At 71.2% G+C, this 26,621-nt stretch carries 27 protein-coding genes and 2 tRNA genes; 8 read left to right on the forward strand and 21 right to left on the reverse strand.

Annotated elements, in window-relative coordinates; genetic code table 11:
• Nucleotides 1–80: 80 nt before the first annotated feature.
• The 16 genes from FHX46_RS20525 to FHX46_RS20600 all read right to left on the reverse strand — a co-directional run bounded on the left by FHX46_RS20525 (nucleotide 81) and on the right by FHX46_RS20600 (nucleotide 14,360).
• Nucleotides 81–485 (reverse strand): hypothetical protein, encoded by a 405-nt coding sequence (locus tag FHX46_RS20525; protein ID WP_167117527.1) that lies wholly within the window; start codon nucleotides 483–485, stop codon nucleotides 81–83.
• Nucleotides 482–1,300 carry an isoprenyl transferase gene (locus FHX46_RS20530; RefSeq protein WP_167117530.1) on the reverse strand — a complete coding sequence of 273 codons (819 nt, stop codon included), beginning with the start codon at nucleotides 1,298–1,300 and terminating at the stop codon, nucleotides 482–484. Before FHX46_RS20530 ends, FHX46_RS20525 begins: the two co-directional genes overlap by 4 nt.
• Before the next feature lie 37 nt (nucleotides 1,301–1,337).
• Nucleotides 1,338–2,093 carry a DNA repair protein RecO gene (gene recO, locus FHX46_RS20535; RefSeq protein WP_167117533.1) on the reverse strand — a complete coding sequence of 252 codons (756 nt, stop codon included), beginning with the start codon at nucleotides 2,091–2,093 and terminating at the stop codon, nucleotides 1,338–1,340.
• A gap of 12 nt (nucleotides 2,094–2,105) precedes the next feature.
• Nucleotides 2,106–2,489, reverse strand: coding sequence for a DUF2752 domain-containing protein (locus tag FHX46_RS20540; protein WP_313886204.1), 384 nt, complete (start codon nucleotides 2,487–2,489; stop codon nucleotides 2,106–2,108).
• Nucleotides 2,490–2,532: 43 nt separating this feature from the next.
• Entirely contained in the window at nucleotides 2,533–3,279 is a 747-nt protein-coding gene (locus tag FHX46_RS29065) for an RDD family protein (RefSeq protein ID WP_167117539.1), read from the reverse strand.
• A gap of 71 nt (nucleotides 3,280–3,350) precedes the next feature.
• On the reverse strand, nucleotides 3,351–4,244 hold the full coding sequence (gene era, locus FHX46_RS20550; RefSeq protein WP_167117543.1) for a GTPase Era: 894 nt from the start codon (nucleotides 4,242–4,244) through the stop codon (nucleotides 3,351–3,353).
• Nucleotides 4,241–4,573 (reverse strand): cytidine deaminase, encoded by a 333-nt coding sequence (locus FHX46_RS20555; protein WP_167117546.1) that lies wholly within the window; start codon nucleotides 4,571–4,573, stop codon nucleotides 4,241–4,243. Before FHX46_RS20555 ends, era begins: the two co-directional genes overlap by 4 nt.
• Nucleotides 4,566–5,903, reverse strand: a complete 1,338-nt coding sequence (locus FHX46_RS20560; protein ID WP_167117549.1) for a hemolysin family protein — start codon at nucleotides 5,901–5,903, stop codon at nucleotides 4,566–4,568. The genes FHX46_RS20555 and FHX46_RS20560 overlap by 8 nt, the downstream gene beginning before the upstream one ends.
• Nucleotides 5,904–5,914: 11 nt before the next feature.
• Nucleotides 5,915–6,463 carry an rRNA maturation RNase YbeY gene (gene ybeY, locus FHX46_RS20565; protein ID WP_167117552.1) on the reverse strand — a complete coding sequence of 183 codons (549 nt, stop codon included), beginning with the start codon at nucleotides 6,461–6,463 and terminating at the stop codon, nucleotides 5,915–5,917.
• A gap of 2 nt (nucleotides 6,464–6,465) precedes the next feature.
• The gene (locus FHX46_RS20570; RefSeq protein ID WP_167117555.1) at nucleotides 6,466–7,560 is read right to left on the reverse strand and encodes a PhoH family protein; all 1,095 of its coding nucleotides are present in this window, start codon (nucleotides 7,558–7,560) and stop codon (nucleotides 6,466–6,468) included.
• A 90-nt stretch (nucleotides 7,561–7,650) separates the two neighbouring features.
• Nucleotides 7,651–8,010: a histidine triad nucleotide-binding protein gene (locus FHX46_RS20575; RefSeq protein ID WP_167117558.1), complete on the reverse strand. Its 360-nt coding sequence runs from the start codon at nucleotides 8,008–8,010 to the stop codon at nucleotides 7,651–7,653.
• Between the two features lie 473 nt (nucleotides 8,011–8,483).
• Complete coding sequence (locus FHX46_RS20580) at nucleotides 8,484–9,236, reverse strand: 16S rRNA (uracil(1498)-N(3))-methyltransferase (protein ID WP_167117561.1); 753 nt, start codon at nucleotides 9,234–9,236, stop codon at nucleotides 8,484–8,486.
• The gene (gene dnaJ, locus FHX46_RS20585; protein ID WP_167117564.1) at nucleotides 9,236–10,396 is read right to left on the reverse strand and encodes a molecular chaperone DnaJ; all 1,161 of its coding nucleotides are present in this window, start codon (nucleotides 10,394–10,396) and stop codon (nucleotides 9,236–9,238) included. The genes FHX46_RS20580 and dnaJ overlap by 1 nt, the downstream gene beginning before the upstream one ends.
• A gap of 36 nt (nucleotides 10,397–10,432) precedes the next feature.
• The gene (gene hrcA / locus FHX46_RS20590; protein WP_167117567.1) at nucleotides 10,433–11,458 is read right to left on the reverse strand and encodes a heat-inducible transcriptional repressor HrcA; all 1,026 of its coding nucleotides are present in this window, start codon (nucleotides 11,456–11,458) and stop codon (nucleotides 10,433–10,435) included.
• A 116-nt stretch (nucleotides 11,459–11,574) separates the two neighbouring features.
• Complete coding sequence (locus tag FHX46_RS20595) at nucleotides 11,575–13,065, reverse strand: CoA-acylating methylmalonate-semialdehyde dehydrogenase (RefSeq protein WP_167117570.1); 1,491 nt, start codon at nucleotides 13,063–13,065, stop codon at nucleotides 11,575–11,577.
• Nucleotides 13,062–14,360, reverse strand: a complete 1,299-nt coding sequence (locus tag FHX46_RS20600) for an aspartate aminotransferase family protein (RefSeq protein ID WP_167117573.1) — start codon at nucleotides 14,358–14,360, stop codon at nucleotides 13,062–13,064. The genes FHX46_RS20595 and FHX46_RS20600 overlap by 4 nt, the downstream gene beginning before the upstream one ends.
• A 102-nt stretch (nucleotides 14,361–14,462) precedes the next feature.
• Here FHX46_RS20600 and FHX46_RS20605 point away from each other — a divergent pair, with 102 nt between their 5' ends.
• The 6 genes from FHX46_RS20605 (at nucleotide 14,463) to FHX46_RS20630 (ending at nucleotide 21,408) form a co-directional block, all read left to right on the forward strand.
• Nucleotides 14,463–16,079 (forward strand): PucR family transcriptional regulator, encoded by a 1,617-nt coding sequence (locus tag FHX46_RS20605; protein WP_167117576.1) that lies wholly within the window; start codon nucleotides 14,463–14,465, stop codon nucleotides 16,077–16,079.
• A 35-nt stretch (nucleotides 16,080–16,114) separates the two neighbouring features.
• The gene (locus FHX46_RS20610; protein ID WP_167117579.1) at nucleotides 16,115–16,483 is read left to right on the forward strand and encodes an SSI family serine proteinase inhibitor; all 369 of its coding nucleotides are present in this window, start codon (nucleotides 16,115–16,117) and stop codon (nucleotides 16,481–16,483) included.
• A 162-nt stretch (nucleotides 16,484–16,645) separates the two neighbouring features.
• On the forward strand, nucleotides 16,646–18,211 hold the full coding sequence (locus FHX46_RS20615) for an NCS1 family nucleobase:cation symporter-1 (RefSeq protein ID WP_167117582.1): 1,566 nt from the start codon (nucleotides 16,646–16,648) through the stop codon (nucleotides 18,209–18,211).
• Nucleotides 18,162–19,004: a nitrilase-related carbon-nitrogen hydrolase gene (locus FHX46_RS20620; protein WP_167117585.1), complete on the forward strand. Its 843-nt coding sequence runs from the start codon at nucleotides 18,162–18,164 to the stop codon at nucleotides 19,002–19,004. Before FHX46_RS20615 ends, FHX46_RS20620 begins: the two co-directional genes overlap by 50 nt.
• A gap of 9 nt (nucleotides 19,005–19,013) precedes the next feature.
• Nucleotides 19,014–20,399, forward strand: a complete 1,386-nt coding sequence (gene hydA, locus FHX46_RS20625) for a dihydropyrimidinase (protein WP_167117588.1) — start codon at nucleotides 19,014–19,016, stop codon at nucleotides 20,397–20,399.
• 10 nt (nucleotides 20,400–20,409) lie between these two features.
• Nucleotides 20,410–21,408: a TIGR03842 family LLM class F420-dependent oxidoreductase gene (locus tag FHX46_RS20630; protein WP_167117590.1), complete on the forward strand. Its 999-nt coding sequence runs from the start codon at nucleotides 20,410–20,412 to the stop codon at nucleotides 21,406–21,408.
• Between the two features lie 93 nt (nucleotides 21,409–21,501).
• On the opposite strand, the gene FHX46_RS20635 is transcribed toward FHX46_RS20630, so the two are convergent.
• Nucleotides 21,502–22,989 (reverse strand): MDR family MFS transporter, encoded by a 1,488-nt coding sequence (locus FHX46_RS20635; protein ID WP_313886205.1) that lies wholly within the window; start codon nucleotides 22,987–22,989, stop codon nucleotides 21,502–21,504.
• 175 nt (nucleotides 22,990–23,164) lie between these two features.
• Here FHX46_RS20635 and FHX46_RS20640 point away from each other — a divergent pair, with 175 nt between their 5' ends.
• Nucleotides 23,165–23,740 (forward strand): TetR/AcrR family transcriptional regulator, encoded by a 576-nt coding sequence (locus FHX46_RS20640; protein WP_313886206.1) that lies wholly within the window; start codon nucleotides 23,165–23,167, stop codon nucleotides 23,738–23,740.
• A gap of 342 nt (nucleotides 23,741–24,082) precedes the next feature.
• Here FHX46_RS20640 and FHX46_RS20645 read toward each other — a convergent pair.
• Both FHX46_RS20645 and FHX46_RS20650 read right to left on the reverse strand, forming a co-directional pair.
• A tRNA-Val gene (locus FHX46_RS20645) sits at nucleotides 24,083–24,157 on the reverse strand.
• 1 nt (nucleotide 24,158) lies between these two features.
• A tRNA-Gly gene (locus FHX46_RS20650) sits at nucleotides 24,159–24,234 on the reverse strand.
• 224 nt (nucleotides 24,235–24,458) lie between these two features.
• Between FHX46_RS20650 and FHX46_RS20655 the strand changes: the two genes are divergently transcribed.
• Entirely contained in the window at nucleotides 24,459–24,773 is a 315-nt protein-coding gene (locus tag FHX46_RS20655) for a hypothetical protein (protein WP_167117596.1), read from the forward strand.
• 43 nt (nucleotides 24,774–24,816) lie between these two features.
• On the opposite strand, the gene FHX46_RS20660 is transcribed toward FHX46_RS20655, so the two are convergent.
• Both FHX46_RS20660 and FHX46_RS20665 read right to left on the reverse strand, forming a co-directional pair.
• On the reverse strand, nucleotides 24,817–25,647 hold the full coding sequence (locus tag FHX46_RS20660) for a siderophore-interacting protein (RefSeq protein ID WP_167117599.1): 831 nt from the start codon (nucleotides 25,645–25,647) through the stop codon (nucleotides 24,817–24,819).
• Between the two features lie 76 nt (nucleotides 25,648–25,723).
• A complete protein-coding gene (locus FHX46_RS20665) occupies nucleotides 25,724–26,620 on the reverse strand; it encodes a hypothetical protein (protein WP_167109612.1) in 897 nt (298 codons plus the stop codon).
• Between the last annotated feature and the right edge of the window lies 1 nt (nucleotide 26,621).

Below are 26,621 nucleotides of genomic sequence, written 5' to 3' on the forward strand. Positions count from 1 at the left end.
TGACCATCTCGTGCGCCGGCCAGCGGCACGACGGAGGCAAACTCGCGCGGACCCGCAGCAAGCCGGGGCGGGCCAGCGCCCTACGTCAGCTCCGACCGCAGTTGCGACGCCGTCGACACCACGAGCATCAACAGGGTCCCCAGCGCGGAGATCTCCAGCCCCTGCGCCGGGAACGCGTAGCGCAGCGTCAGGTCCAGCCCGCGCTCCGCGTGCTGCACCCCGAGCGTCCCGAACAGGCCCTGTCCCGCCCGCTCGGCCGCCTTCGCCGCGAAGGCCGGGTCGTCGGGCAGGTCCCACCCCACCACGCAGGTCAGGCTGAGCACCGTCAGCCCCTCCGCGAGCTGCGTCGACTGCACCACGCACGGCACGCCGTTGTGCGAGAACGTGAGCGCACCGTCGTCGTCCACGTGGACCTCGAGGTAGGTCTCCAGCGCCGACCGGGCCCGGTTCAGCAGCTCCGCCGTGTCGGCCGCCTCGGTGTTCACGATGCCCCCTTCGCCGCGTCCACCGCGGCACCGAACCGGCGATCCCGGCGCGCGTACTCCTCGCACGCCGCCCACAGCTGACGCCGGTCGAAGTCCGGGAACAGCGTGTCCTGGAAGACGAACTCCGCGTAGGCCGACTGCCAGAGCAGGAAGTTCGACGTGCGCAGCTCCCCGGACGGGCGCAGGAACAGGTCCACGTCCGGCATCTCCGGCTGGTACAGGTACTTCGCGAGCATCCGCTCGTCCACCTTGTCCGGGTTGATCTTGCCCTCGGCGGCCAGCTGCGCCACGCGGCGGGCGGCGTCGGCGATCTCCGCGCGACCGCCGTAGTTCACGCACATCGTCATGTTCAGCAGCGTGTTGTGCCGGGTCTTCTCCTCCGCGGCCTGCAGCTCCTTGATCACGCTGCGCCACAGCCGCGGCGCGCGCCCGGCCCACCGGATCCGCACACCGATCGAGCCCAGGTAGTCGACCTGCCGCCGGATGGTGTCGCGGTTGAACCCCATCAGGAACCGCACCTCGTCCGGGCTGCGCTTCCAGTTCTCGGTGGAGAACGCGTACACCGAGAGCCACTTGACGCCCAGCTCGACCGCGCCGCTCGCAACGTCGATCATCACGGCCTCACCGCGCTTGTGCCCCTCGATCCGCGGCAGGCCGCGCTGGTTCGCCCAGCGGCCGTTGCCGTCCATCACCAGGGCGACGTGCTTCGGCACCAGTTCGGCGGGGATCACCGGCGGGCGCGCGCCGGAGGGGTGCGGGTCCGGTGCCCGCAGTTCCACCGCCGCCGACCGCGCCGCACGTGCCTTGAGCCGCACCAGATCCTCCCACTGCTTCGGGTTGCGGCTTCCGACCCTACTTGCCCGCCTGGAGCTCCCTGGCACGCCTCTCGACGAGCGGCAGCGACTTCAGCTGCCGCTCGAGGTGCCACTGCAGGTGGGCTGCGACGATCCCGCTCGCGTCCCGGCGGATCGGTGGTACCGAGGCCTCCGCCACGTCCCAGTCACCGTGCAGCAGCGACTCCAGCAGCACCAGTACCTCGGGCGCGGGATGCACCGAACCGGGCGCCCGGCAGTCGCCGCACAGCGAACCACCGGCCTGCACGTTGAACGCCGCGTGCGGACCGGGCAGGCCGCACCGCGCGCACTCGGTGATCGCCGGCGCCCAGCCGGCGAACGCCATCGCCCGTAGCAGGAACGCGTCCAGCACCAGGGAGGCGTCCCGCTGACCGTCGGCCAGCGCCCGCAGCGCCCCGACCACCAGCAGGTACAGCCGCATGGCCGGCTCGCCCTCCTCGGCGGTGAGCCGGTCGGCGGTCTCGGCGATCGCGCTGGCCGCGGTGTACCGCTGGTAGTCACCCACCAGGGGCAGCGCGAACGCGTCGACCGTCTGGACCTGGGTGATCACGTCCAGCGAGCGTCCGGTGTAGAACTGCACGTCGACGTGCCCGAACGGCTCCAGCCGCGCCCCGAACCGCGACGTCGTGCGGCGCACGCCCTTCGCGACGGCCCGGACCTTGCCGTACCGCCGCGTCAGGAACGTGATGATGCGGTCCGCCTCACCCAGCTTGTGGACCCGCAGCACCACGCCGGTGTCGCGATAAAGACTCACGTCCCCATCGTCTCACGCGTACGCGGACAGGTCCGTGAACGGCGCGAACGGCAGGTTGCGGACCAGCCACCAGATGATCGCGAGCCCGGCGAGGGCCAGCGTGAGCCGGGTCCCCCCGGCGCCCGCGGGCCACCACCGGCGCGCCCGGCCGGCCTCCCAGCGCACCGCCGCGACCAGGGTCACCGCCGTGAGCGGCAGCAGCACCACCAGCGCGAACGCGTTGTCCGACAGTGCGGCGGGCACATCGCCGTGCAGGAGCGCGCCCAGCATCCGGCTACCGCCGCAGAACGGGCAGTCCAGGCCGGTCAGCGCGTGGAACCAGCACGGGATGCGGAGCGTGCCGGTAGCCAGTGCCGCGCCCGCGCCGAGCACGCCGGCGGCCACGGCGGGCGTCACCCGCACGCTCCGCCAGGATCGCTCAGCCGGCGTCGTCACGGGTTCAGTACAGCGCCTTCGTGGAAATCGCGTAAGTCTTCGCGGCCTTGTCGTGCCAGCCCTGCCGTGCCTGCTCGTCGAAGAACGGCGAGAGGACGACCAGCAGCTCGACCAGGCCGCCGATGCACGGGATCAGGCCGGGCAGCACCATCGTGGCCAGGCGGGTGAACGCGGGGCCGCCACCGATCCCGGCTCCCGGCTGACCCGCCGACTGCTCGGTGACCAGCCGGACACCCGCGACGTCCTTGCCGACCGTCGCGCCCCGGGTGGCGAGCATCGTGCCTTCGTAGACCAGCATCGAGATCGACGCGAGCGGCATGATCAGGAAGAGCAGCCACCACGAGTCCGGATCGCCCGCGACCACCGCGACCTGCAGGATCACGAACAGGATCCCCAGCGGCACGCCGATGATGAGCCCGTCCACGATCCGGGCCAGGAACCGGCTGCCCATCGTGGCCAGCACCAGCGGCGGGGTGTGCGCGAACTGGATCTGCGAGCCGGGCACCACGATGTGCGCCTGTCCCGGCATGGGCGGGCGGAAGCCCGGGCCACCGCCGTACCCCGGCTGCCCCGGGTAGCCCTGCGGCACCCCGTACCCCGGGCTCTGCGGGTACCCGGGCTGGCCGTACGGCTGCTGCGCGGGGAACCCGCCGGACGGCTGCCCGTGAGGTTGGCCGTACTGCCCCGGCTGTCCGTACGGGACCTGACCGTAGGGCTGCTGACCCGGCTGCTGGCCGTAGGGATTGGTCACTGAACTCCCCCTCCGATGGATCATCGTCGGGCGGCAGCGTATCCGGTGGTCCCGGCAGGGGCGCGCGGAGCCTAGAAACCGAGACGGCGCAACTGCTTCGGGTCGCGCTGCCAGTCCTTGGCGACCTTCACGTGCAGGCTCAGGTACACCTTGGTGCCCAGCAGCTTCTGGATCTGCTGCCGCGCCTGCGCGCCGACGGCCTTCATCCGCTCACCCTGGTGCCCCAGGATGATCCCCTTCTGGCTGGGCCGCTCCACGTAGACCGTCGCGTAGATGTCCAGCAGATCGCGCTTGTCCTCGCGGGGCAGCATCTCCTCGACCGTGACCGCGATCGAGTGCGGCAGCTCGTCGCGCACGCCCTCCAGCGCCGCCTCCCGGATCAGCTCTGCCACCAGCGTCTGCTCGGGCTCGTCGGTCAGGTCACCGTCCGGGTAGAGCTGCGGTCCCTCCGGCAGCCGCGCGACCAGCAGGTCTTCCAGCTGCTTGACCTGGAAACCGTCCACGGCGGAGACCGGGATCAGCTCCTCGAAGTCCAGCACGTCCTGCAGCGCCACCAACTGCTCGGCGATCTGCTCCGGCTTGGCCAGGTCGGTCTTGGTCACGATGCCGATCACCGGGGTGCGCTGCGCGACCTTGCGCAGCTCGCTGGCGATGTAGCGGTCGCCGGGGCCGACCTTCTCGTTCGCCGGCACGCAGAACCCGACGACGTCCACTTCGGACCACGTCTCGCGCACCACGTCGTTGAGCCGCTGCCCGAGCAGCGTGCGCGGCTTGTGCACGCCGGGGGTGTCCACGATGACCAGCTGCGCGTCGTCGCGGTGCACGATGCCGCGGATGGCGTGCCGGGTGGTCTGCGGCTTGCTCGAGGTGATCGCGACCTTGGTGCCGACCAGCGAGTTGGTCAGGGTGGACTTGCCGGCGTTGGGACGGCCGACGAAGCAGGCGAAACCGGACCGGTGGCTCACAGGACTTCCTGGACCGTGCCGGACGGGTCGGCCCGCAGGATCGGCGCCGTCTCCGCCAGGTCCCGCACGGCCTGCACGGACGCCTCGGGGACGAACGGTTCGGCGGTGACGACCGCGGCCGCCTCCAGCCCCTCCGCACCACTGGAGACCGCGGCGGCGATGGCCGCCTGCAACGCGGTGATCTGGAACGAGGGCAGGTCGACCGTGGTGGCCGCGTAGGTGCGGCCGTCGGTGTCGCGCACCGCGGCGCCCTCGGCCGCCTGGGTGCGCGCCCGTGCGGTTCGGGCGAGGATGACAATCTTCTCGTCCTCCGGGTCCAGCTCAGGCATGGTCCACACTCCTGTCGGCCTCGTCGTGGTCACCGTTTCCGGTACGCACCCTACGTCCGGCCAGCTCGTCGCTCTCCGCCTGCACCACCACGGTCGTGATGCGCATCCGGCCGCGGCGGTCCTTGCCGCCCTCGGCGTGCAGCCGCAGGCCGTCCACCTCGGCCTCCGCACCGGGCAGCGGCACGCGGCCGAGCCGCTGCGCGAGCAGGCCGCCGACCGTCTCCACGTCGTGGCCGGTCAGGTCCAGGCCGAACAGCTCGCCCAGGTCACCGACGCCCAGCCGGGCGGACACCCGCACCGTGCGCTCGTCCACGTGCTCGACCGGCGGCCGTTCCTCCAGATCGGACTCGTCGGTGATCTCGCCGACGATCTCCTCGAGGATGTCCTCGATGGTCAGCAGGCCCGCGGTGCCGCCGTACTCGTCGACGGCGATCGCCAGGTGGTTGTGCGACACCTGCATCTCGCGCAGCAGGTCGTCCAGCCGCTTGGAGTCCGGCACGAAGCTCGCCGGGTACATCAGCTCCGACACCGGCCGGGCCTCGCCGCCGTCGAGCTGCGCGCGCACCAGGTCCTTGATGTTCACCACGCCGACGACGTCGTCCACGGACTCGCCGATCGCCGGCAGCCGGGTGTAGCCGGTGCGCAGCGACAGGGCCAGCGCCTGGCGGACGCTCTTGGTCTGCTCGATCCAGATGATCTCGGTGCGCGGCACCATCACCTCCCGCGCGACCGTGTCGCCCAGCTCGAACACCGAGTGGATCATCTCCCGCTCGCCGGGCTCCACCACCCCGCGCTCCTCGGCCAGGTCGACCAGCTCGCGCAGTTCGATTTCGGTGGTGAACGGGCCTTCCCGGAAGCCCTGGCCGGGGGTGATCGCGTTACCGATGATGATCAGCAGCCGGGACAGCGGCCCCAGGACCGACCCGAGCACGCGGACCGGCCAGGCCACGACCGTGCCCACCCGGTACGGGTGCTGCCGGCCGATGGTGCGCGGGCCGACACCGATGAGGACGTAGCTGACCAGCAGCATCACCAGCGCCGCCACCAGCAGCGCGAGCCCCTCGGGGCGGATCCAGCGCAGGAAAACGACCGTGACCAGCACCGTCGCGGTCAGCTCACACCCCAGCCGCAGCAGCACCAGCAGGTTGATGTGCCGCCGCCGCTCGTCGATCACCGCGGCCAGCTGGCGCGCGCCCGGCCGGCCCAGCCGGACCAGCCCGTCGGCGCGGGCCTTGGACACGCTGCTGACCGCCGCGTCGGCGGCCGCGAGCACACCGCCCAGCAGGACGAGCGCCACGGCGATCACCAGCAGAGCGGCCGAACTCGCCATCTCCGGCGGCCTCAGCTCTCGGCGTCGGCCGGGCCGTCCAGGCCCGCGGCACCCAGCAGCCGGTCGTCGGCCGTGCGCTGCGCGTCCTGCCGCTTCGCCTCGGCGACCGCGGCCTTGAAGTCGGCGAGGATCCGCTTCTGCAGGCCGAACATCTCGCGCTCCTCGGCGGGTTCGGCGTGGTCGTAGCCGAGCAGGTGCAGCACGCCGTGCACGGTCAGCAGGTGCAGTTCGTCGAGCAGCGAGTGACCGGCCGTGCGGGCCTGGTCCCGGGCGAACGCCGGGCACAGCACGATGTCGCCGAGCAGCGCCGGCGACGGGTCGCCCGCGTCGGGGCGGCGGGCGGCGTCCAGCTCGTCCATCGGGAAGGCCATGACGTCGGTGGGACCGGGCAGGTCCATCCACCGTTCGTGCAGGTCCGACATGACATCCAGGGTCACCAGCACCACCGACAGCTCGGCGAGCGGGCTGACCTCCATGCGGTCCAGTGCGAAGCGGGCGGCGGAGACGATCGACGTCTCGTCCACCGCGACACCGGACTCGTTCGCGATTTCGATGGTCATGCTCAGTGACGGCCCCGCCAGCCCGAACTGACACCGCCCGGGCCTCGTTCCGCGTCCTGCTCGGCCTGCCACCGCTCGTAGGCGTCCACGATGTCCCCGACTAGCCGGTGGCGGACCACGTCGGAGCTGGTCAGCGTGGCGAAGTGCAAATCTTCCACGCCTTCCAGGATCTCACGCACCACCCGCAAGCCGGACTTCTGCCCGCTCGGCAGGTCCACCTGCGTGATGTCCCCGGTCACCACGATCTTCGAGCCGAAGCCGAGCCGGGTGAGGAACATCTTCATCTGCTCGGGTGTGGTGTTCTGGGCCTCGTCGAGGATGATGAACGCGTCGTTGAGGGTGCGGCCGCGCATGTAGGCCAGCGGCGCGATCTCGATCGTGCCCGCCTGGATCAGGCGCGGGATCGAGTCCGGGTCGACCATGTCGTGCAGCGCGTCGTAGAGCGGCCGCAGATACGGGTCGATCTTCTCGGACAACGTGCCCGGCAGGAACCCCAGCCGCTCCCCCGCCTCGACCGCGGGGCGGGTGAGGATGATCCGGGTGATCTGCTTGGCCTGCAGCGCCTGCACGGCCTTCGCCATCGCCAGGTACGTCTTGCCGGTGCCGGCCGGGCCGACACCGAAGACGATCGTGTGCTTGTCGATGGCGTCGACGTAGCGCTTCTGGTTCAGCGTCTTGGGTCGGATGGTGCGGCCGCGCCGGGACAGGATGTCCATGCTCAGCACCTCGGCCGGCGACTCCGCGCCGCCCGCCGAGAGCATGCCGACGGTGCGGCGCACGGTGTCCGGTCCGACCTGCTGGCCGCGCCCGGCCAGGGCGACCAGTTCGGCGAACACGCGCTCGCCGAACGCGACGTCCGCGGGCTCCCCGGTGAGGGTGACCTCGTTGCCCCGGACGTGCACGTCTGCCGCCAGCAGTTCCTCGGCGACCCGCAGGTTCTCGTCGCGGGATCCGAGCAGCGTCAGCACGGCGCCGTCCGGGATGGGGAACCTCGACTGCGCGCTGCGCGTGGTTCGTGCGGTTCCGGTGGTCTCAGCGACGCCCCCGGTGTCGGGGACGTCCGATCGGGCGGCTCCACCCTGTGCGGTTCCGGCCAAGTGTCCTCGGGCCTGCCTTCTGCGTTTCCGCTGCTCGCTTCCTGCCTACCCCGTCGATGCTAGCGGGCCGGGCACCGCAGGCGCAGGCGGTTACTTCGCGAGTCGCCCGAAGAACCCCAGCTGTTCCCCGCCCAGGACGTGCGCGTGCACGTGGAAGACGGTCTGGCCGGCGTCACTGTCCGTGTTGAAGACCACGCGGTAGCCGGACTCCGCGATGCCCTCCAGTTCCGCCACCTTGGCGGCCGTGGTCAGCATGTCGGCGAGCAGTTGCGGATCGGCCGCAGCCAGCTCGGCGACATTGCGGTGGCGCTTCTTCGGAACCACGAGAACGTGCACGCGAGCCTGCGGGTGGATATCGCGAAACGCGAAAGTCGTTTCAGTTTCGTACACCTTCTCGCTCGGAATCTCACCCGCGATGATCCGCTCGAACAACGTCTCGGCATCAGTCATGCGGCGAACCCTATCGCGCGGCGGGATACCCGGCGCCACAACGGAACCAATGATTCGCGGGGAGACGCCGCGGGGCGGTGGAGCCTGGGGGTCGCTCCACCGCCTCCGCGGCTCCGCCGGACCGAGGGGGAGGTGTCCGGCGGGGCTTCGGGGCACCCGGGGACGACCCCAGGTGGTGTGGTGGTCAGGGTAATGGCTGGGCCGCCGCGCGCGCCACAGCCGACACGCAATTTTTTCCAGTTTCGAAGACGATCGGTATGCGAATGGTCCGGTCGGCTGCTTGCGATTCCGTTTCGGATGTGCTTCCGCCGACCGGTTCCGGCCGGTGCGGCGACGACAGCGCGTGACGGAACCACCGGCGGCGGCCGGGTCCCGTCCCGGAATCGTCAACTCGATGCCCGCGACGGCCAACACGCCGCCCGTGACGGCGAACACGGCGACCGGAGCAGCGAACACGCCGGGCGGGCGGGGGGTCAGGTCCAGCGGGATGTCAGTGCGCCCAGCGCGCCCAGCGCGACCGCCGCCGCGGTCGAGGTGCGCAGCACCGTGGTGCCCAGCCGGACTCCCGTGGCGCCCGCGTCGGACAGGGCGCTCAGCTCGCCGTCGGTGATACCGCCCTCCGGGCCCACCACCAGCAGCAGGTCACCAGACGCCGGCAGCCGCAGATCGGTCAGCCGGGAACCCGCACTGCCCTCCAGCACGAGCGCACACGCCGCCCGGGTGGCGAGATCTGCGAGCTGCTTCGTGGTCACCGGTTCCCGCACCGGCGGCACCCACGCGCGGCGGGCCTGCTTGGCCGCCGCCCGCACGGTGCTCTGCCACCGGGCCAGCGCCTTCGCCCCGCGCGGACCCTCCTCCCAGCGCACCACACTGCGCTCGGCCCGCCACGGCACGATCTCGTCGGCGCCGGCCTCCGTCGCCAGTTCGACCGCCAGCTCGCCGCGGTCGCCCTTGGCCAGCGCCTGCGCCACTACGACGCGCAGCGCGGGCGCCTCCTCGGTCCAGCGGCGCGCCACCGTCAGCTCCAGCACCGGATCCCGGCCAGGCCGGACCTGCGTGATCACACACTCCGCGGCCGAGCCGCGCCCGTCCGAGACGACCAGCCGCTCCCCCGCGCGCATGCGCCGCACGGTCGCCGCGTGCCGGGCCTCCTCGCCGTCCAGCACCAGACCATCCGCATCGGGCAGCGCCTCGACGAGGAAAACCGGCGGGGTGGTGGCCGGCATTACTTGTGGCTCTTGGCACGCAGCTTCGAGAACAGCCCGCCCTGGTGCCGTCCGTTCGCCGTCACACCGGACTCCTCGCCGCGCAGCTGAGCCAGCTGCTGCAGCAGCTCCCGCTGGGCCTCGTCCAGCTTCGTGGGCACCGTGACGTCCACGTGGACGTGCAGGTCACCCCGCCCGTCGACGCGCCCGGACGACCGCAGCCGCGGCATGCCCATCCCGGCCAGCACCAGTTCGGTGCCCGCCTGCGTGCCCGGGTCGACGGTCAGCTCGTACTCGCCGTCGACCAGCGTCTCCAGCGGCACCGTGGCGCCGAGCGCGGCCGCCGTCATCGGGATGCGCAGGTTGCAGTGCAGGTCGTGGCCCTCGCGGACGAACACCTCGTGCGGTTCCTCGTCGACCTCGATGTAGAGGTCGCCGGCCGGGCCGCCGCCGGGACCGACCTCACCCTGCGCGGACAGCCGGATCCGCATCCCGTCGCCGACGCCGGACGGGATCTTGGCCGTCACGGCACGCCGGGCACGCACGCGGCCGTCGCCACCGCACTGCCGGCACGGGTCGGTGATGACCTCGCCGAAGCCACGGCACACCGGGCACGGCCGGGACGTGACGACCTGACCGAGGAACGACCGCTGCACCGACTGGATCTCGCCCTGCCCACCGCAGGTGTCGCAGGTCTTGACCGTGCCGCCGGGCGCGGTGCCGTTGCCGTGGCACTGGTCGCACAGCACCGCGGTGTCGACCGTGATCTCCTTGTCGACCCCGGTCGCGCACTCCTCCAGGCTCAGGCTGATGCGGATCAGCGCGTCCGAGCCCGGCTGGACGCGGCTGCGCGGGCCGCGCCCGCGGCCACCGCCGGTGGCCGCCCCGAAGAAGGCGTCCATGATGTCGCCGAGACCACCGAAGCCGCCGAACGGGTCGCCGGCACCGGCACCGCGGGCGCCGTTGTCCAGCGGGTCGCCGCCGAGGTCCACGATCTTGCGCTTCTGCGGGTCCGACAGAACCTCGTAGGCCGTGGTGACCTCGCTGAACTTGTGCTGGGCGTCCTCGGACGGGTTGACGTCGGGGTGCAGCTCGCGGGCGAGCTTGCGGTAGGCGCGCTTGATCTCCTGATCACTCGCGTTCTTGGGCACCCCGAGGATGCCGTAGTAGTCCCTGGCCACCTTCTGAACCGTCCTCCTAGACAAGCATCGTCCTGGCTAGCCGCCGGCCAGGATCTGCCCCACGTAGTTGGCCACCGCGCGCACCGCGGCGATCGTGCCGGGGTAGTCCATCCGGGTCGGGCCGACCACCCCCATGCCGCCCAGCAGCATGTCGTTGCGGCCGTAGCCGATCGACACCACCGAGGTGCTGCGCATCTGCTCGTCCTCATTCTCTTCACCGATGCGAACGGTGACCGCACCGGGGTTGCGCGCCGCGGCGAGCAGCTTGAGCACCACGACCTGCTCCTCGAGCGCCTCCAGCACCTGGCGCAGCGATCCGGGGAAGTCCGCGACGCTGCGCGTGAGGTTGGCGGTGCCGCCCAGGACCAGGCGTTCCTCGGGGTGTTCGACCAGGTGCTCGACCAGCATCGTGCAGATCCGCACGAGCGCGTCGCGCAGCTCGCCGGGCGCCTGGTCGGGCAGCTCGGTGACCCGGGAGGCGGCGTCGGTGAGGCGGCGGCCGGCCAGCGCGGCGTTGAGCATGTCGCGGATGCGGGCGACGTTCTCCTCGGTCATCACGTCGCCGAGGTCGACGGTGCGCTGGTCGACCCGGCCGGCATCGGTGATGATCACCAGCATCAGGCGCGCCGGTGTGAGCGGAACCACTTCCAGGTGCCGCAGCGTCGAGTTCGACATCGTCGGGTACTGGATGACCGCGACCTGGCGGGTCAGCTGGGCGAGCAGCCGCACCGAGCGGCGCAGCACGTCGTCCAGGTCGAGCGCCCCGTCGAGGAAACTGGTGATGGCCCGCCGCTCGGCCGCGCTCAGCGGTTTGACCTCGGACAACTTGTCGACGAAGAGCCGGTACCCCTTGTCCGTCGGGATGCGGCCGGCGCTGGTGTGCGGCTGGGTGATGTACCCCTCCTCCTCCAGCACGGCCATGTCGTTGCGCACCGTCGCGCTGGACACGCCGAGACTGTGCCGGTCCACGAGGGCCTTGGAGCCGACGGGTTCGTGGGTCGACACGTAGTCCGCGACGATGGCGCGCAGGACCTCGAAGCGACGCTCCTCCGAGCTGGGCACGCCTCACCTCCGAACTCCTCCGGGTATCTCACCCCGAGTTTACGGAAAGCCAACGTGCGGCGCCCTGGCCTGTGACCGGGCCGTCGGCGGTGACGGCCCGGTCACGAGCAGGGGGTTCAGGAGTTGCGCGGGAAGCCCAGGTTGACCCCGCCCTGGGAGGGGTCGGGCCACCGCGAGGTGACGACCTTGGTCCGGGTGAAGAAGTGGAAGCCCTCCGGACCGTAGGCGTGGCTGTCGCCGAACAGCGAGTCCTTCCAGCCGCCGAACGAGTAGTACCCGACGGGCACCGGGATGGGCACGTTGAGCCCGACCATCCCGACCTCGACCTCGTTCTGGAACCGCCGGGCCGCCCGGCCGTCGTTGGTGAACAGGGCCGTGCCGTTGCCGTACGGGCTCGCGTTCACCAGCGCGAGCGCGTCGTCGTAGCTGCCCGCCCGGACCACGGACAGCACCGGGCCGAAGATCTCGTCGGTGTAGATCGACATGTCGGCGCGGACGTGGTCGAACAGCGTCGGTCCGAGCCAGAACCCGCCGCCGTCCACCTCCAGCGACCGGCCGTCCACCACCAGCGACGCCCCGGCGGACACGCCGTCCTCCACATAGGACCGCACCCGATCGCGGTGGGCGGCGGTGACCAGCGGGCCCATCTCGGAGTCCGGGGAGCGCCCGTCGCCGACCCGGAGGCCGCCCATCCGGGCGGCGATCTTGTCCACCAGCTCGTCGCCGATGGGGTCGACGGCGACCACCACGGACACCGCCATGCACCGCTCCCCCGCCGACCCGAACCCGGCGGACACCGCGGCGTCGGCGGCCAGGTCGAGGTCTGCGTCGGGCAGCACGACCATGTGGTTCTTCGCCCCGCCGAGCGCCTGCACGCGCTTGCCGTGCGCGGTGCCCGTCTCGTACACGTACCGCGCGATGGGCGTGGACCCGACGAACGAGATCGCCTTGACCACCGGGTGCGCGAGCAACCCGTCGACCGCGACCTTGTCCCCGTGCAGCACGTTCAGCGCGCCGTCGGGCAGCCCGGCCTCGGCGAACAGCTCGGCGATGAACAGCGACGCCGACGGGTCCTTCTCGCTCGGCTTGAGCACGACCGTGTTGCCGCAGGCGAGCGCGTTGGGCACGAACCACAGCGGCACCATGGCCGGGAAGTTGAACGGCGAGATCACGCCGACCACACCCAGCGGCTGGGCGATCGAGTACACGTCCACGTTGGTGGAGGCGTTCTCGGAGAACCCGCCCTTGAGCATCTGCGGCGCGCCGCAGGCGTACTCGACGTTCTCGATGGCGCGCGCGATCTCGCCAGCCGCGTCGGAGAGCACCTTGCCGTGCTCGGCGGTGATGATCGCGGCCAGCTCGTCCTTGCGCTGGGCCAGCAGGTCGCGGAAGCGGAACAGCACCCGCGACCGCGCCGCGAGGGAGGTGTCCCGCCAGCCGGGGAAGGCGCGTGCGGCCGCCGCAACGGCCTCGTCCACCTGCCCGTCACCGGCGAAGTCCACGTGGGCGCGGACTTCGCCGGTGGCGGGGTCGAACACCTCCCCGGTCCGCTCCGGCACCCCGGCCCACGTCTTGCCGTCGATCCAGTGGCTGATCCGCTGTGTCATGCCCGGGCCTCCTGTGCCGCGGCGACCGATGCGCGCAGGATCTCCAGCGCCTCACCGGTCTCGTCGTCCGTGAGAGTCAACGGCGGCGCGAGCCGGATGACGTTGCCGTGCAGCCCGCCCTTGCCGACGAGCAGGCCGCGGGCGCGCGTCTCCTCCAGCACCCGCCGCGCGGCGTCCGGGCTGGGCTCTCCGCCCGGCCCGACCAGTTCGACACCGATCATCAGGCCCTTGCCGCGCACGTCGCCGACAACGTCGTGGTGCTCGGCGATGTCGCGCAGCCCGGTCAGCAGCCGGGCGCCCTGCTTCGCCGCGTTGCCCTGCAGGTCGTGGCTGAGCAGGTAGTCCAGCGTCGCCTTGGCGCCCGCGGTGGACACCGGGTTGCCGCCGAAGGTCGAGATCGAGTTGGCCGTGATCGAGTCCATCAGATCACCGCGCGCCACGACACCGCCGATGGCCAGGCCGTTGCCCAGGCCCTTGGCGAACGTCATCGCGTCCGGCGTCACGCCGTGCGCCTGGATGCCCCAGAAGTGCTCGCCGGTACGGCCCCAGCCGGTCTGCACCTCGTCCGAGATCAGCAGGATCCCGTACTCCTCGAGGACCTCCTGGAACGCGGCGAACAACCCGTCCGGCGGCACGTTGAACCCGCCCACCCCCTGGATCGGCTCGGCGATCAGCGCGGCGACGTCCCCGGAGGTGGTCGTCTCCAGGACGTCGCGGAGGTCGTCGGTGCACGCCTTGACGTAGTCCGCGTCCGACAGGCCCCGGAACGCGTCCCGGTAGCGGTAGCCGCCGTGGACGTAGCTGACCTTGACCGGGGACAGCGAGCTGGCCGACCAGCCGCGGTTGCCGGTGATGCCGACGGTGGCGAACGCCCGGCCGTGGTAGCTGTTGCGCAGCGCGAGCACCTGGTTGGACCGGCGGTACTGGGTCGCGAGCATCAGCGCGGTCTCGTTGGCCTCGGTGCCCGAGTTGGTGAAGAACACCTTGGCGCCGGGGATCCCGGACAGCTCGGCGATCTGCTCGGCCAGCTCGACCTGCTTGCGGATCAGGTACAACGTCGAGGTGTGCAGCACCCCGGAGTCGACCTGGGCGCGGATCGCGTCGGAGATCTCGGCGATGTCGTAGCCGATGGCGTTGGTGAGGATGCCGGCGAAGAAGTCCAGGTAGGTGGTGCCGGCGGAATCGGTGACCCGTCTCCCCTGCGCCCGCACGATCTCGATCGGTTCGTCGTAGTAGAGGGCCAGCCAGTTCGGCAGGACCGCCCGGTGCCGGGCCAGCAGCTCCGATTCGCTCATGCCCGCCAGTCTCGGTGCCCGTCTCCCCCGCCCACCACACACAACATGTACCCAATGGCCGGATCGGCCGTACAGTCTGCTTTCTGCGGGAGGTGGTGGCGCTTGTACCCGACGGTCGCGGACGTCCTGGCCCTGCCGGTGCTGCGGCACGGCCGGCCGAAGGTGGTCGCCGGCGGGAGCGGGCTGGATGCCCGGGTGCGGTGGGTGCACGTCGCCGAGCTCGCCGACATCGGGCACCTGCTCAAGGGCGGCGAACTGGTCCTGACCACCGGGATCGCACTACCGGACGACGCCGAGCAGCTGTCGAAGTACGTGGACGGGCTCGCCGCGGCCGGGATCGCCGGGCTGGTGGTGGAGCTGGTCCGGCACTGGAACGACGTGCTGCCGCAGGCGCTGGTGGACGCCGCGGCGCGGCACGAACTGCCGCTGATCACCCTGTCCCGGGAGACGCGCTACGTCGCGGTCACCGAGGCGGTGAACGGCCTGATCGTGGACGCCCAGGTCGCCGAGCTCCGGGCGGCCGAGCACGTGCACCAGGTGTTCACCCGGCTCACCGTCGCCGGTGCGGAACCGGCGGAGGTGCTGCGCGAGGTCGCGCGCATGACCGAGCAGCCGGTCGTGCTGGAGACCCTGGCGCACGAGGTGCTCGCCTACGACGCCGCCGGCACCGACCCGGCCGAACTGCTCACCGGCTGGCCGGCCCGCTCCCGCACCGTGCACCTCGGCGAGCGCACCGGCTACCACGCCGAGGCCGGCTGGCTGGTCACGGTGGTCGGGGCGCGCGGGCACGACTGGGGGCGCCTGGTGATCGTGTGCGACGAGCCGCCGCCGGACCGGCACGTCGTGGTCGCCGAGCGGGCCGCGTCGGCGCTGGCGGTGCACCGCCTGGTGGCCCGGGAGGCCGACAGCCTGGAGCGGCAGGCCCACCGCGCGGTGCTCGCCGAGCTGCTGACCTCACCCGCGCCGTCGCGGGAACTGCTGGCCAGGGCCGCCGCCCTGGGCGGGGCGTTGTCCGGGCGGCTGATCGGCGTCGCCGTGCGGCCGCGGATGACCGCGTCGCCGCGGCAGGCCGCCTCCACGCCGGTCGTGCTGCGCGACCTGGCGGACACCGTCTCCCTGGCCACCCGCCGGGCCAAGGTGTCCGCGCTGGTGGCGGTCGTCGACGACGTGAGCGTGCGGGCGCTGCTGTCGCTGTCGCGGCAGGCGAACGTGGACGCCGTGCTGCACCGCTTGTCCGCCGAGCTGCGGGCGCGGCCCACGTCGGTGCCGGTCGTGCTGGCGGCCGGCACGGTCGTGGAGAGCGCGGCCGAGGCACGCCGCAGCCTGGTCGAGGCCGCACACGTCGCCGCGGCGGCGCTGCGGTCGGGCGCGGACCGGGAGGTGCACCACCTGCGGGACGTGCGCCTGCGCGGGCTGCTGCACCTGCTCGCCGACGACGAACGGATCCGGGCCTTCGCCGAGCGCGAACTGGGCCCGTTGTTGTCCCGCGACGCGGCGTCGGGCACCCGCCTGCTCCAGGCCCTGCGGCACTACTGCGAGCACGGGGGCAACAAATCGGCGGCCGCCGCGGCGGCGCACACCTCGCGCACCGCCTACTACCAGCAGCTGGCCCGCATCGAAGGAGTCCTCGGGGTGCCCCTGGAGGATCCTGAATCGATGCTGTCGCTCTACGTCGCGCTGCTGGCCCACGATCTCGCCGAGGATCACCCGGACCGGTAGCACAGCTCCGGTGCCGCCCGGCCGATATCCCCGGTATGCCCCTGTCCGCTCTGGTCCCGGTGGCGGTGTCGGTCCTGGCACTGGCCGCGCCGCCGGCGCACCCGCCCGCCGCCGGCTTGGTGCTTTCCCTCACCGACGCCGCGGGCCGGGTCAGTACCGTCCACCTCGAGTGCCACCCGGACGGCGGGGACCACCCGGACCGGGCCAGGGCGTGCGCCGCCCTGACCACTGTGGACGGCGACTTCGACCGCATCCCGGACGCGGGGACCGTGTGCCCGATGATCTACAGCCCGGTTTCCGCCCGTGCCGCCGGCCACTGGCGCGGCAAGCCGGTGCTCTACGCCCGCACCTACGACAACAAGTGCGCGGCGGGCGCCCGATCCGGTGGGGTCTTCCAATTCTGATACCGTGTTTCCACGATATTGACCCGCGGTCACCGGCGGATTGCCCGGGTCCCTGATGCACCGGCCCGCGCCGGGCGCAATCGACACACTGCGTTTCGACGCGGGCAACGGTGAACACTCTGACAGTGCCTCTGCCGCACCCGGGGCGCGCACGATTCCGCAATGGAACCCACCTCGCAGATCACGCGGCCCGACGGCCGGGTGGATCTCCGCGACACCGCGCCGATCCGGGGCAGCCGGTTCTTCAACGACGAACTGGCTCCGGTGCCGGTGGAAAAGCGCACCTGGAGCACCTACAACTATTTCGCCCTGTGGATGGGAATGGCGCACAACATTCCCAGCTACGCGCTGGCCGCGTCGTTGATCGCGCTGGGGATGAACTGGATCCAGGCGCTGATCACGATCACCCTGGGCAACCTGATCGTGCTGGTACCGATGCTGCTCAACAGCCACGCCGGCACCAAGTACGGAATCCCGTTCCCGGTGTTCGCCCGGGCGTTCTACGGCATCCGGGGCGCCAACCTGGCGGCACTGCTGCGGGCGTTCATCGCATGTGGGTGGTTCGGCATCCAGACCTGGGTCGGCGGCGAGGCGATCTACATCCTGGTGGGCAAGCTGGCCGGCGGCGGCTGGCGGCACGCTGCCGAGGTGGGCGGCCAGCCGTGGACGCTGTGGCTGTCGTTCGGCGTGTTCTGGGTGGTCCAGATGCTGATCATCTGGCGCGGGATGGAGGCGGTGCGGCGGTTCGAGAACTGGACCGCGCCGCTGGTGTCGGCCGGGTTCCTGATCCTGCTCGCCTACGTGCTGATCAAGGCGGGCGGGCTGGGCCCGATCCTCGCCGAGCCGGCGAAACTGGGCTGGGGCAGCGGGTTCTGGAAGATCTTCGCGCCATCGCTGATGGCGATGATCGCGTTCTGGTCGACGCTGTCGCTGAACATGCCGGACTTCACCCGGTTCGGCGGCAGCCAGCGCAAACAGGCCCGCGGCCAGCTGCTCGGCCTGCCGACGACGATGACGTTCATCGCGATCGTGGCGATCCTGACCACCTCGGGCGGGCAGGTGCTCTACGGCGAGGCGATCTGGGACCCGGCGAGGCTCGCCGACCGGTTCTCCAGCCCGGCGCTGGTCGTGGTGGCGCTGGTCGCACTGGTGCTCGCGACCATTTCGGCGAACCTGGCGGCGAACGTGGTGAGCCCGTCCTACGACTTCTCCAACGCCTTCCCCAAGCGCATCACCTTCGCCATCGGCGGGCTGCTCACCGGCGTGATCGGCGTGGTGATCATGCCGTGGAAGCTGTACTCCGACCCGAGCATCTACATCTTCGCCTGGCTCGGCTTCTACGGCGGCATCCTCGGCGCGGTCGCCGGGGTGCTGGCGGCGGGCTACTGGGCGATCAAGCGCACCAGGCTGGACCTGGCCGCGCTCTACACCGAACGCGGGCGGTACTGGTTCCGCGCGGGCTGGAACTGGCGGGCGCTGGTGGCCAGCGTCGCCGGCGGGCTGCTGGCGGTCGGCGGTGCCTACACCGCACCGGGTTCGCAGGGCCCGTTCCCCGCCGACGGGCTGATCCCCGTGCTCAAGCCCCTCTACGACTACAGCTGGGTGGCCGGCCTGGCCGGTGCTTTCGTCGTCTACACCGCGCTGTCGTGGGCGCAGCGTCAACCGAAGGAGGAAATCCGTGAGCAATCTGGTCCGAGCCGCGTTGGTACAGCAGCGGTGGACGGGTGACAAGGACTCGATGACCGCGGCCGCCGTCGAGGCGATCGCGTCGGCGGCCTCGCAGGGCGCGCAGGTGGTGTGCCTGCAGGAGCTGTTCTACGGCCCGTACTTCTGCCAGGTGCAGGACGCCGACTACTACTCCTACACCGAGGGCATCCCGGACGGCCCGACGACGAAGCTGCTGCAGGAGGTCGCCGAGCGGCACGGCATCGTGATCGTCGCGCCGATGTACGAGGAGGAGCAGGCCGGTGTCTACTACAACACCGCCGCGGTGATCGACGCCGACGGCCGGTACCTGGGCAAGTACCGGAAGAACCACATCCCGCAGGTCAAGGGGTTCTGGGAGAAGTTCTACTTCCGGCCCGGCAACACCGGCTACCCGGTGTTCGACACCGCGGTGGGCCGCATCGGTGTCTACATCTGCTACGACCGGCACTTCCCGGAGGGCTGGCGCGCGCTCGGCCTGGCCGGGGCGAAGATCGTGTTCAACCCGTCGGCGACCAGCCGTGGCCTGTCGCAGTACCTGTGGCGGCTGGAGCAGCCGGCGGCGGCCGTGGCGAACGAGTACTACGTCGGCGCGATCAACCGCGTCGGGGTGGAGCCGTTGGGCGACAACGACTTCTACGGCCAGAGCTACTTCGCCGACCCGCGGGGCGAACTGGTCGGGGACGCGGCCGCGGACGACAAGGACGAGGTCGTCGTGCGCGACCTGGACATGGACAAGCTGAGCGCGGTGCGCGACCTCTGGCAGTTCTACCGCGACCGCCGGCCGGACTCCTACGACCCGATCGTGGCACCGTAAGGGGGATCGATGCGCACGCTGATCCAGGGCGGCACCGTGCTGTCCACCACCGGGGCGAGCCGCGCGGACGTGCTCGTCGAGGGCGAGACGATCGCCGCGGTCGCCGCGCCCGGGCTGTTCGGCACCGCCGACGAGGTGATCGACGCGACCGGGAAGTACGTGCTGCCCGGCGGGATCGACGCCCACACGCACATGGAGATGCCGTTCGGCGGCACGTTCTCCAACGACACGTTCGAGACCGGGACGGTCGCCGCGGCGTGGGGCGGCACCACCACGATCATCGATTTCGCGGTGCAGCCCAAGGGGTCGACGCTGCAACCGACGCTGGACAAGTGGCACGAGAAGGCCGACGGCAACTGCGCCGTGGACTACGGGTTCCACATGATCCTGTCCGACGTCAACGACACGACCCTGAAGGAGATGCAGGCCTGCATCGACGCCGGGGTGTCCAGCTTCAAGATGTTCATGGCCTATCCCGGCGTGTTCTACTCCACCGACGGCGAGATCCTGCGCGCGATGCAGCAGGCGAGGCAGACCGGCGCCACGATCATGATGCACGCGGAGAACGGCATCGCGATCGACCAGCTGGTGGCGCAGGCGCTGGCCGCGGGCAAGGGCGATCCGGTGCAGCACGGGCTGACCCGGCCGCCGGAGCTGGAGGGCGAGGCGACCTCGCGGGCGATCCGGCTCGCGCAGGTAACCGGTGCGCCGCTGTACATCGTGCACCTGTCGGCGTCGCAGGCGCTGGCGGCGGTCGCCCAGGCGCGCGACAGCGGGCAGAACGTGTTCGCCGAGACGTGCCCGCAGTACCTGTACCTGTCCATCGAGGACCTGGCGAAGCCGGGCTTCGAGGGCGCGAAGTACGTCGCGTCCCCGCCGTTGCGGGAGAAGTGGCACCAGGGCGACCTGTGGCGCGGGCTGCGCACCAACGATCTGTCGGTGGTGTCGACCGACCACTGCCCGTTCTGCTTCAAGGACCAGAAGGAGCTCGGGCGCGGGGACTTCAGCAAGATTCCCAACGGCATGCCGGGTGTCGAGCACCGGATGGACCTGTTGCACCAGGGCGTGGTGGCGGGCGAGATCTCGCTCGGCCGCTGGGTCGAGGCGTGCGCCACGACGCCGGCGCGCATGTTCGGGCTGTACCCCCGCAAGGGTGTGATCGCCCCGGGTTCGGACGCCGACATCGTGGTCTACGACCCGGCGGCGAAGCAGACCCTCTCGGCGCGGACGCACCACATGAACGTGGACTACTCGGCGTACGAGGGGTTCGAAATCACCGGCAAGGTGGAGACGGTGCTCTCGCGCGGCAGGGTGGTCGTGTCGCCGTCCGGGTTCAGCGGCAGCGCCGGGCACGGGAAGTTCCTGTCGCGCGATCTGTGCCAGTACCTGAACTAGGGAGCGCGTGATGGACTTCGGTGTGGTGCTGCAGACCGACCCGCCCGCGCGGGAGGTGGTCCGGCTGATGAAGGCCGCGGAGGACTGCGGCTTCGGCTACGGCTGGACCTTCGACTCGGTCGTGCTGTGGCAGGAGCCGTTCGTCATCTACTCGCAGATCCTGGCCGCCACCTCGGCGATGACGGTCGGGCCGATGGTCACCAGTCCCGGCACGCGGGACTGGTCGGTGCTCGCGTCGCTGTTCGCCACGCTCAACGACATGTTCGGCAACCGCACGGTGTGCGGGATCGGGCGCGGCGACTCGGCGCACCGGGTGATCGGCAAACGTCCGTCCACTTTGGCCACCGTGCGCCACGCGATGCACGTGGTCAAGGAACTGGCCGAGGGCCGGGAGGTCGTGCTCGGCGACGCACCGGTGCGCATCCCGTGGGTGCGGGGCGGGCGGCTGGAGATGTGGATGGCGGGCTACGGGCCGAAGGCACTGCAGCTGGCCGGTGAGCACGCCGACGGGTTCATCCTGCAGTGTGCCGACCCGGCGATCGCCGAGTGGACCATCGGGTCGGTGCGGGAGGCGGCGCGGGCGGCCGGGCGGGACCCCGCGGGCATCACGATCTGCGTCGCCGCACCCGCCTACGTCGGCGACGACCTGCCGCACCAGCGCGACCAGCTGCGGTGGTTCGGCGGGATGGTCGGCAACCACGTCGCCGACCTGGTGGCGCGCTACGGCGAGTCCGGACCGGTGCCGCACGAGCTGACCGACTACATCCGCGAGCGGCAGGGCTACGACTACGCGCACCACGGCAAGGCGGGCAACCCGTCGACGGAGTTCGTCCCGGACGAGATCGTCGACCGGTTCTGCCTGACCGGGCCGGCCGGGGCGCACGTCGCCCGGTTGCAGGAACTGGCCGCGCTGGGGGTCGACCAGTTCGCCGTGTACCTGATGCACGACCAGCGGGAACGGACCCTGCACGCCTACGGCGCGGACATCATCGGCGAGCTCACCCGCTGACCGGGCGCCGCGGCCGCGGCGCCCGGTCAGTCCACGACCGCCTGGGCATTGGCGTCGGTGGTCAGCGCCCGGCCCGATGAGACCTCACGGAGGTCATTCCGGCTGCAGCGCCGGCTCCTTGTCCGCCGGCACGGCCCGAGCCGGTGGTCGGCGACCGGGCAGCAGGAAGGCCAGTACCAGCGCCAGCACGGTGAACGCGATCGCCCACCAGAAGGGTGCACCGAACGCCGTGGCCATGCTGTGCGCGACATCGCCGCCCGGTGCGACCTCGCCGAGGTTCGGGGTGCCCGCGGGCAGCCGGCCGGAGACCTGGTTCTGCAGGACGATGGCGAGCACGGCGGTGCCGAGCGACGCCCCGATCCGCTGGAACACGTTGAACGCGCCGGTAGCGCCCGGCGCCCTTTCCTTGCCCACGCTCGCGAACGCGACCGTCATGGTCGGCATCATCGCGGCACCGAGTCCCATCCCGCGCACGACCAGGGCCGCGCTGATCAGGACCTGGTTCGGTTCGGCGGTGATCAGCGCGAACGGAACACTGCCGGCGATCACCAGCAGCCCGCCGAGGAGGGTCAGGTTGCGGGTGCCCAGCACCGCGGTGAGCCGGTTCAGCAGCGTGATCGCCACGAGGTATCCGATGCTCTGCGGCAGCAGCGCCAACGCCGACTCCAGCACGCTCGTCCCCCGGACGAGCTGGAAGTACAGCGGCAACGGGATCAGCACGCCGTACATCGCCATGCTCAGCAGAAAGTTGGCCACCGTGCCGGCCCGGAACGCGGGCACCCCGAACAACCGCAGGTCCAGCAACGAGCCGTCCCTGTTGCGCATCGCACGCAACACGAAAGCCGCCAACAGCAGGACGCCGATCGCCAGGGTGGTCACGGCCACGCCGCGGACACCGGTCCCGGAGCCCACCTCGGTCAGACCGTAGATCAACGCGCTCAGGCCGGGGATCAGCAGCACCAGGCCGAGCAGGTCGAGCTCGGCGGTCGCGGACGGCGCGACGATGTTCTGGACCTTGACCACCACCAGCAGGATCGTCACCACGCAGAACGGGATGTTGATGAAGAAGATCCAGCGCCAGCTCAGGTGATCGACCAGGACCCCGCCCAGTGACGGGCCGATGAGCGGGGCGAACAGGGCCGGCATGGTGACCACCGACATCAGCTTGCCGAGCCGTTTCGGCCCGGCTGCCTGGGCGAGCAGCGCCTGCCCGACCGGCACGGCGAGCCCGCCACCGATGCCCTGGATCACCCGGAACACGATCAGGCTGGACACCGACCACGCCAGCCCGCACAGCAGGGACCCGATCAGGAAAGCTACCTGGGAGAACAGGATGGTCTGCTTCGCGCCGAACCGCGCCGTGGCCCAGGCGCTGAGCGGGAGCGTCGCCGTGATCGCCAGCAGGTAGCCGGTCACGGTCCACTGCACGGTCGCGATGCCGGCGTCGAACACCGTCGCCAGCGGGCCGATCGCGACATTGATGATGGTCGCGTCGAGCAGGCTGGCGAACCCGCCGAACGCCATGATCGCGCCCAGCCACCACAGCTCCGGCGTCATCCGCTCGTCCTGCTCTGCCCTCACGGCTCGTGGTCCCTTCGTCCGACAACGCGACAGCAGTATGATTACACGACATCCGTCGTTTGAGCAACACTTGTCGTTTACTCGTGGAGGAGCGGAAGGTGCCGGACCCGCGAGACAGCAGGACCCGACCGGGTTTTTGCGACACGTGTCGCCTAACCGACGTAGAATCCAGAACGTGAACAAGGCGGACCGGGTGGACCCACGGGTGGCGCGGACCCGGGTGCTGTTGCAGACGGCCGCGCTCGAACTCGCGGCAGAGCGCGACCTGGACAAGATCACCATCGCGCACGTCGCGGAACGGGCGACCATCAACCGGGCAACGGTGTACCAGCACTACCGGGACCGCGACGAGCTGTTTCTCGAGGCGATGGAAGGGGAATTGACCGCCCTGACCGCCGTCGTCGCGCGCTGCCCGCTCACGACGATGCCGGACGAGATGCCGCAGGCGATGGTCGGCGTCTTCCAGCACGTGGAGGCGAACCTCGTGCTGTACCAGCGAATGCTCGGCCCCTGCGGCTCCGCCCGCTTCATCGACCGGCTGCACCGCCTCGTCGCCGAGGCGGCGGTGCAGCAGCTGACTGAAACCGGGACCCGCACGCCGGACAACCCCGAGGTACAGATGCAGGCCGACTGCTCCGCAGGCGCGTTCATCGGCCTGCTGAGGCACTGGCTACTCGGCCCGGAGGTGCAGCCGGCCGAGCGCGCCGCCGCCACCGCGTGGCGAGCGCTGGTCCGGTCGGATCGTCGTTGACGGTGGCGTCCCGATCCCCAACGGGTGACGGTCGGACATCCTGACGCCGGGACACGATTGCACCGTCTCGTCCGACCGCGGCCCGTTCATCCACTTGCGACAGAATTCCCGGTGCACCGGGCGGTCCAGGACCCGACTGCCGGGCAGGGGTGTGCGCAGCTCCGTGGCTTGCTCGGTGCTGCCGTCCGCGGCCCGGCCACAACCGCCGTCTCCGGCTCACCTGTCGATCGGGACGGCCGGCGGCGGAGCACCGTGACTGCTCGCCGTGGCGGTCCCGGTCACTTCGGGGTGGTGCCGGCGGCTGCCCCGGGACCGATTTTCCTTCCGCCCCATGCGTGATTCTGGTGCGCGATACTGGGATTGAACCAGTGACCTCTACCGTGTCAAGGTAGCGCTCTCCCGCTGAGCTAATCGCGCGTGGAGCGGACGACGGGATTCGAACCCGCGACCCTCACCTTGGCAAGGTGATGCGCTACCAGCTGCGCTACGTCCGCGTGCGGGCCGGAACCCGCCGGACAAGACAATAGCCGATGCCCGGGACGGCCCGCGCAACCACCCGGTGTGATCGGCCGGTCAGCGCGGGCGCACCGCGATGTGGCGCGGGATTGCACGATCGAAGGAACTGTCCTCCGGGCGAGCCGCCGCCACCCCGGCAATGCGGTAGGGATGAGACACACCGGCGAAATCGTCGGAATACGACGAAAGGCGTGGAGTGCTCATGGGCAGAACCGTCAGGACCTTCTTCGCCATGGCTTCGGTCGCGGCGGCCGTCGCGGCCGGCGCCACCACCGCGCACGCCGACCCCGCGTCGGCGATGCCGTCGGGAGCGGCCCCGAACTGCGTGGACGTCGACCTGACGGACGGCCGCCTCGATGACTACGTGTGGGTTACCAACTATTGCCCGTACCGGTTGCGGCTCAAGGTCGTCCTCGCATTCGCGACCGACAAGCCGTGCGACAGCTACGAGCCGAACACCGGCAGGCTCTACTACTGGTCCTACCCGGGCCGCTTCGACGGCGTTGTGACCTGTTAGCCGCCGACCGTCCGGGGGGACCGCACCCGGTGCCGGGCCACCCCTACGCCTCGGACCGCAGGCGGGGCCCCGCGGCGTCCTCGGCCGCCCGTTCCGCCGCCTTCTCCGCACGCCACTCCTCGTCGGTCCGGCCGCGGCGCCAGTAGCCCGAGATCGACAGCAGGTCCTTGCGCACCCCGCGCTCGTTGAGCAGGTACCGGCGCAGCTCCCGTACGAACCCGGCCTCGCCGTGGACGAACGCCTGCACCGTGCCCGCGGGAAAGTCCAGGGCGCGCACCGCGGCCACCAGGTCGTCACCGGCGCAGCGGTGCAGCCACCGGATCTGCGCGTCACCCTTGGTGGCCAGCGGCTGCTCCTCGGCCGCATCGGCCACCTCGACGAACACCCGGACCGGAACGCCGGCCGGCATCATCTCCAGCGCGACCGCGATCGCCGGCAGGGCGCTCTCGTCGCCGACCAGCAGGTGCCAGTCCGCCTCGTCGCCCGGCGCGTATGCCCCGCCCGGACCGGTCAGCAGCAACTCGTCGCCGGGCCGCGCGGCCGCGGCCCACGGTCCGCCCAGCCCCTGGTCGCCGTGGTGCACGAAGTCGAGCGCCAGCTCACCGGCACCGGGGTCGAAGTAACGCACGGTGTAGGTCCGCATCACCGGCCACTGCTCGCGCGGCATTTCGGCGCGGACGGCCTCGAGGTCGAACGGTTCCGGGTACGCCACGCCCGGCCGCGGGAACAGCACCTTGACGTACGCGTCGGCGAACTCGTTGGGCTGGAAGCCGGCCAGTCCCGGCCCCCCGGCGACGATGCGGATCATGTGCGGTGTCAGCCACTGGGTGCGCAGCACCTGCAGCCGGACCGCCGGCCGGGACTTGCCTGCCATACCGCGCTCCTCACTCGTCTTGGGGATCTGGGTAGTTAGGCTACCCTAATCCGGACGAGGGAAACCCGGGCGCCCGCTAACGCGCGGCGGCGGAGGCGGCGATCGCGTCCACCACCGCCTGGCTGCCGCTTTCCGTCTGCACGGTGAGCTCCGTGTCCTGGTCCAGCTGGCGGCGCGCCGATTTGACCGGCACTGCAGGCAGCGACGTGAACGTCGTCGCCGGAGTGCCCACCGTTTCAGCTGCCATCACGAAGTAGCACCGGCCGTCCCGGGTCGACGACTGATCGGGAACCTCCGCCGGGCACAACGTCAGTGAGTCCATGCGAATGCTTCCGGACCGGTTCCGGACGGTCAGCCCCGCTGGTGCGCGGAGGGCACGCAGCGGCGACGGCACGGGCGACGGCACCAGCCGGACGGAGTCGGCTATCGCCTGCCTCTCCTCGGGCAGTACCGCCCTCGTGCTCGACACGCGGATCACGCGGCCGGACTCGGGCGCCCGCAGCACCTCACCCGAGCCATCATCCCCCACCGGCAGACGGCTGGGCGGCAGGGGCGGTGCCTCCTGAGTGCCCGGTTCCGTGGTCATCACCGTGACGGACAGCTGCTCCAGCCGCGGTCCAGCGCGCCACTCGTAATACGCGGTCGCCCAGGTACCAAAAACAGACCAATTGGCCAACGTGAACCCCGGTGGCACGTCGCCGACGGTGAACGGCAGCGCCGGCGCCGGGATCGGCACGTCGGCCGCCCCGGCCGCGGCCTCGATCGACTCCGGCTGACCGCCGGGACGCAGCACGGTCATCCCGGTCCCGACGCCGGCGATCACCACCGCCACCGCGGCCACCACACCGGCGACGCGCCGCCGTGCGCGGCGCCGCCGGATCCGGCCGCGTGCCCCGGCCAGCATCGCGTCGGGGTCGGGCGCGAGCGCTTCCCGCGTCCGCAGCGCTTCCCGCAGTCTCTGGGGTTCGGACATG

Source organism: Amycolatopsis viridis (assembly GCF_011758765.1).
GTDB lineage: Bacteria > Actinomycetota > Actinomycetes > Mycobacteriales > Pseudonocardiaceae > Amycolatopsis_E > Amycolatopsis_E viridis.

What these genes read in the sequence shown, in the direction of transcription:
- FHX46_RS20555 (WP_167117546.1), bottom strand. Translation starts at nt 4,573, where the DNA reads ATGCCTGAGCTGGACCCGGAGGACGAGAAGATTGTCATCCTCGCCCGA.
- FHX46_RS20560 (WP_167117549.1), bottom strand. Translation starts at nt 5,903, where the DNA reads ATGGCGAGTTCGGCCGCTCTGCTGGTGATCGCCGTGGCGCTCGTCCTG.
- ybeY (WP_167117552.1), bottom strand. Translation starts at nt 6,463, where the DNA reads ATGACCATCGAAATCGCGAACGAGTCCGGTGTCGCGGTGGACGAGACG.
- FHX46_RS20575 (WP_167117558.1), bottom strand. Translation starts at nt 8,010, where the DNA reads ATGACTGATGCCGAGACGTTGTTCGAGCGGATCATCGCGGGTGAGATT.
- FHX46_RS20580 (WP_167117561.1), bottom strand. Translation starts at nt 9,236, where the DNA reads ATGCCGGCCACCACCCCGCCGGTTTTCCTCGTCGAGGCGCTGCCCGAT.
- FHX46_RS20595 (WP_167117570.1), bottom strand. Translation starts at nt 13,065, where the DNA reads ATGACACAGCGGATCAGCCACTGGATCGACGGCAAGACGTGGGCCGGG.
- FHX46_RS20600 (WP_167117573.1), bottom strand. Translation starts at nt 14,360, where the DNA reads ATGAGCGAATCGGAGCTGCTGGCCCGGCACCGGGCGGTCCTGCCGAAC.
- FHX46_RS20610 (WP_167117579.1), top strand. Translation starts at nt 16,115, where the DNA reads ATGCCCCTGTCCGCTCTGGTCCCGGTGGCGGTGTCGGTCCTGGCACTG.
- FHX46_RS20615 (WP_167117582.1), top strand. Translation starts at nt 16,646, where the DNA reads ATGGAACCCACCTCGCAGATCACGCGGCCCGACGGCCGGGTGGATCTC.
- hydA (WP_167117588.1), top strand. Translation starts at nt 19,014, where the DNA reads ATGCGCACGCTGATCCAGGGCGGCACCGTGCTGTCCACCACCGGGGCG.
- FHX46_RS20630 (WP_167117590.1), top strand. Translation starts at nt 20,410, where the DNA reads ATGGACTTCGGTGTGGTGCTGCAGACCGACCCGCCCGCGCGGGAGGTG.
- FHX46_RS20655 (WP_167117596.1), top strand. Translation starts at nt 24,459, where the DNA reads ATGGGCAGAACCGTCAGGACCTTCTTCGCCATGGCTTCGGTCGCGGCG.
- FHX46_RS20660 (WP_167117599.1), bottom strand. Translation starts at nt 25,647, where the DNA reads ATGGCAGGCAAGTCCCGGCCGGCGGTCCGGCTGCAGGTGCTGCGCACC.
- FHX46_RS20665 (WP_167109612.1), bottom strand. Translation starts at nt 26,620, where the DNA reads ATGTCCGAACCCCAGAGACTGCGGGAAGCGCTGCGGACGCGGGAAGCG.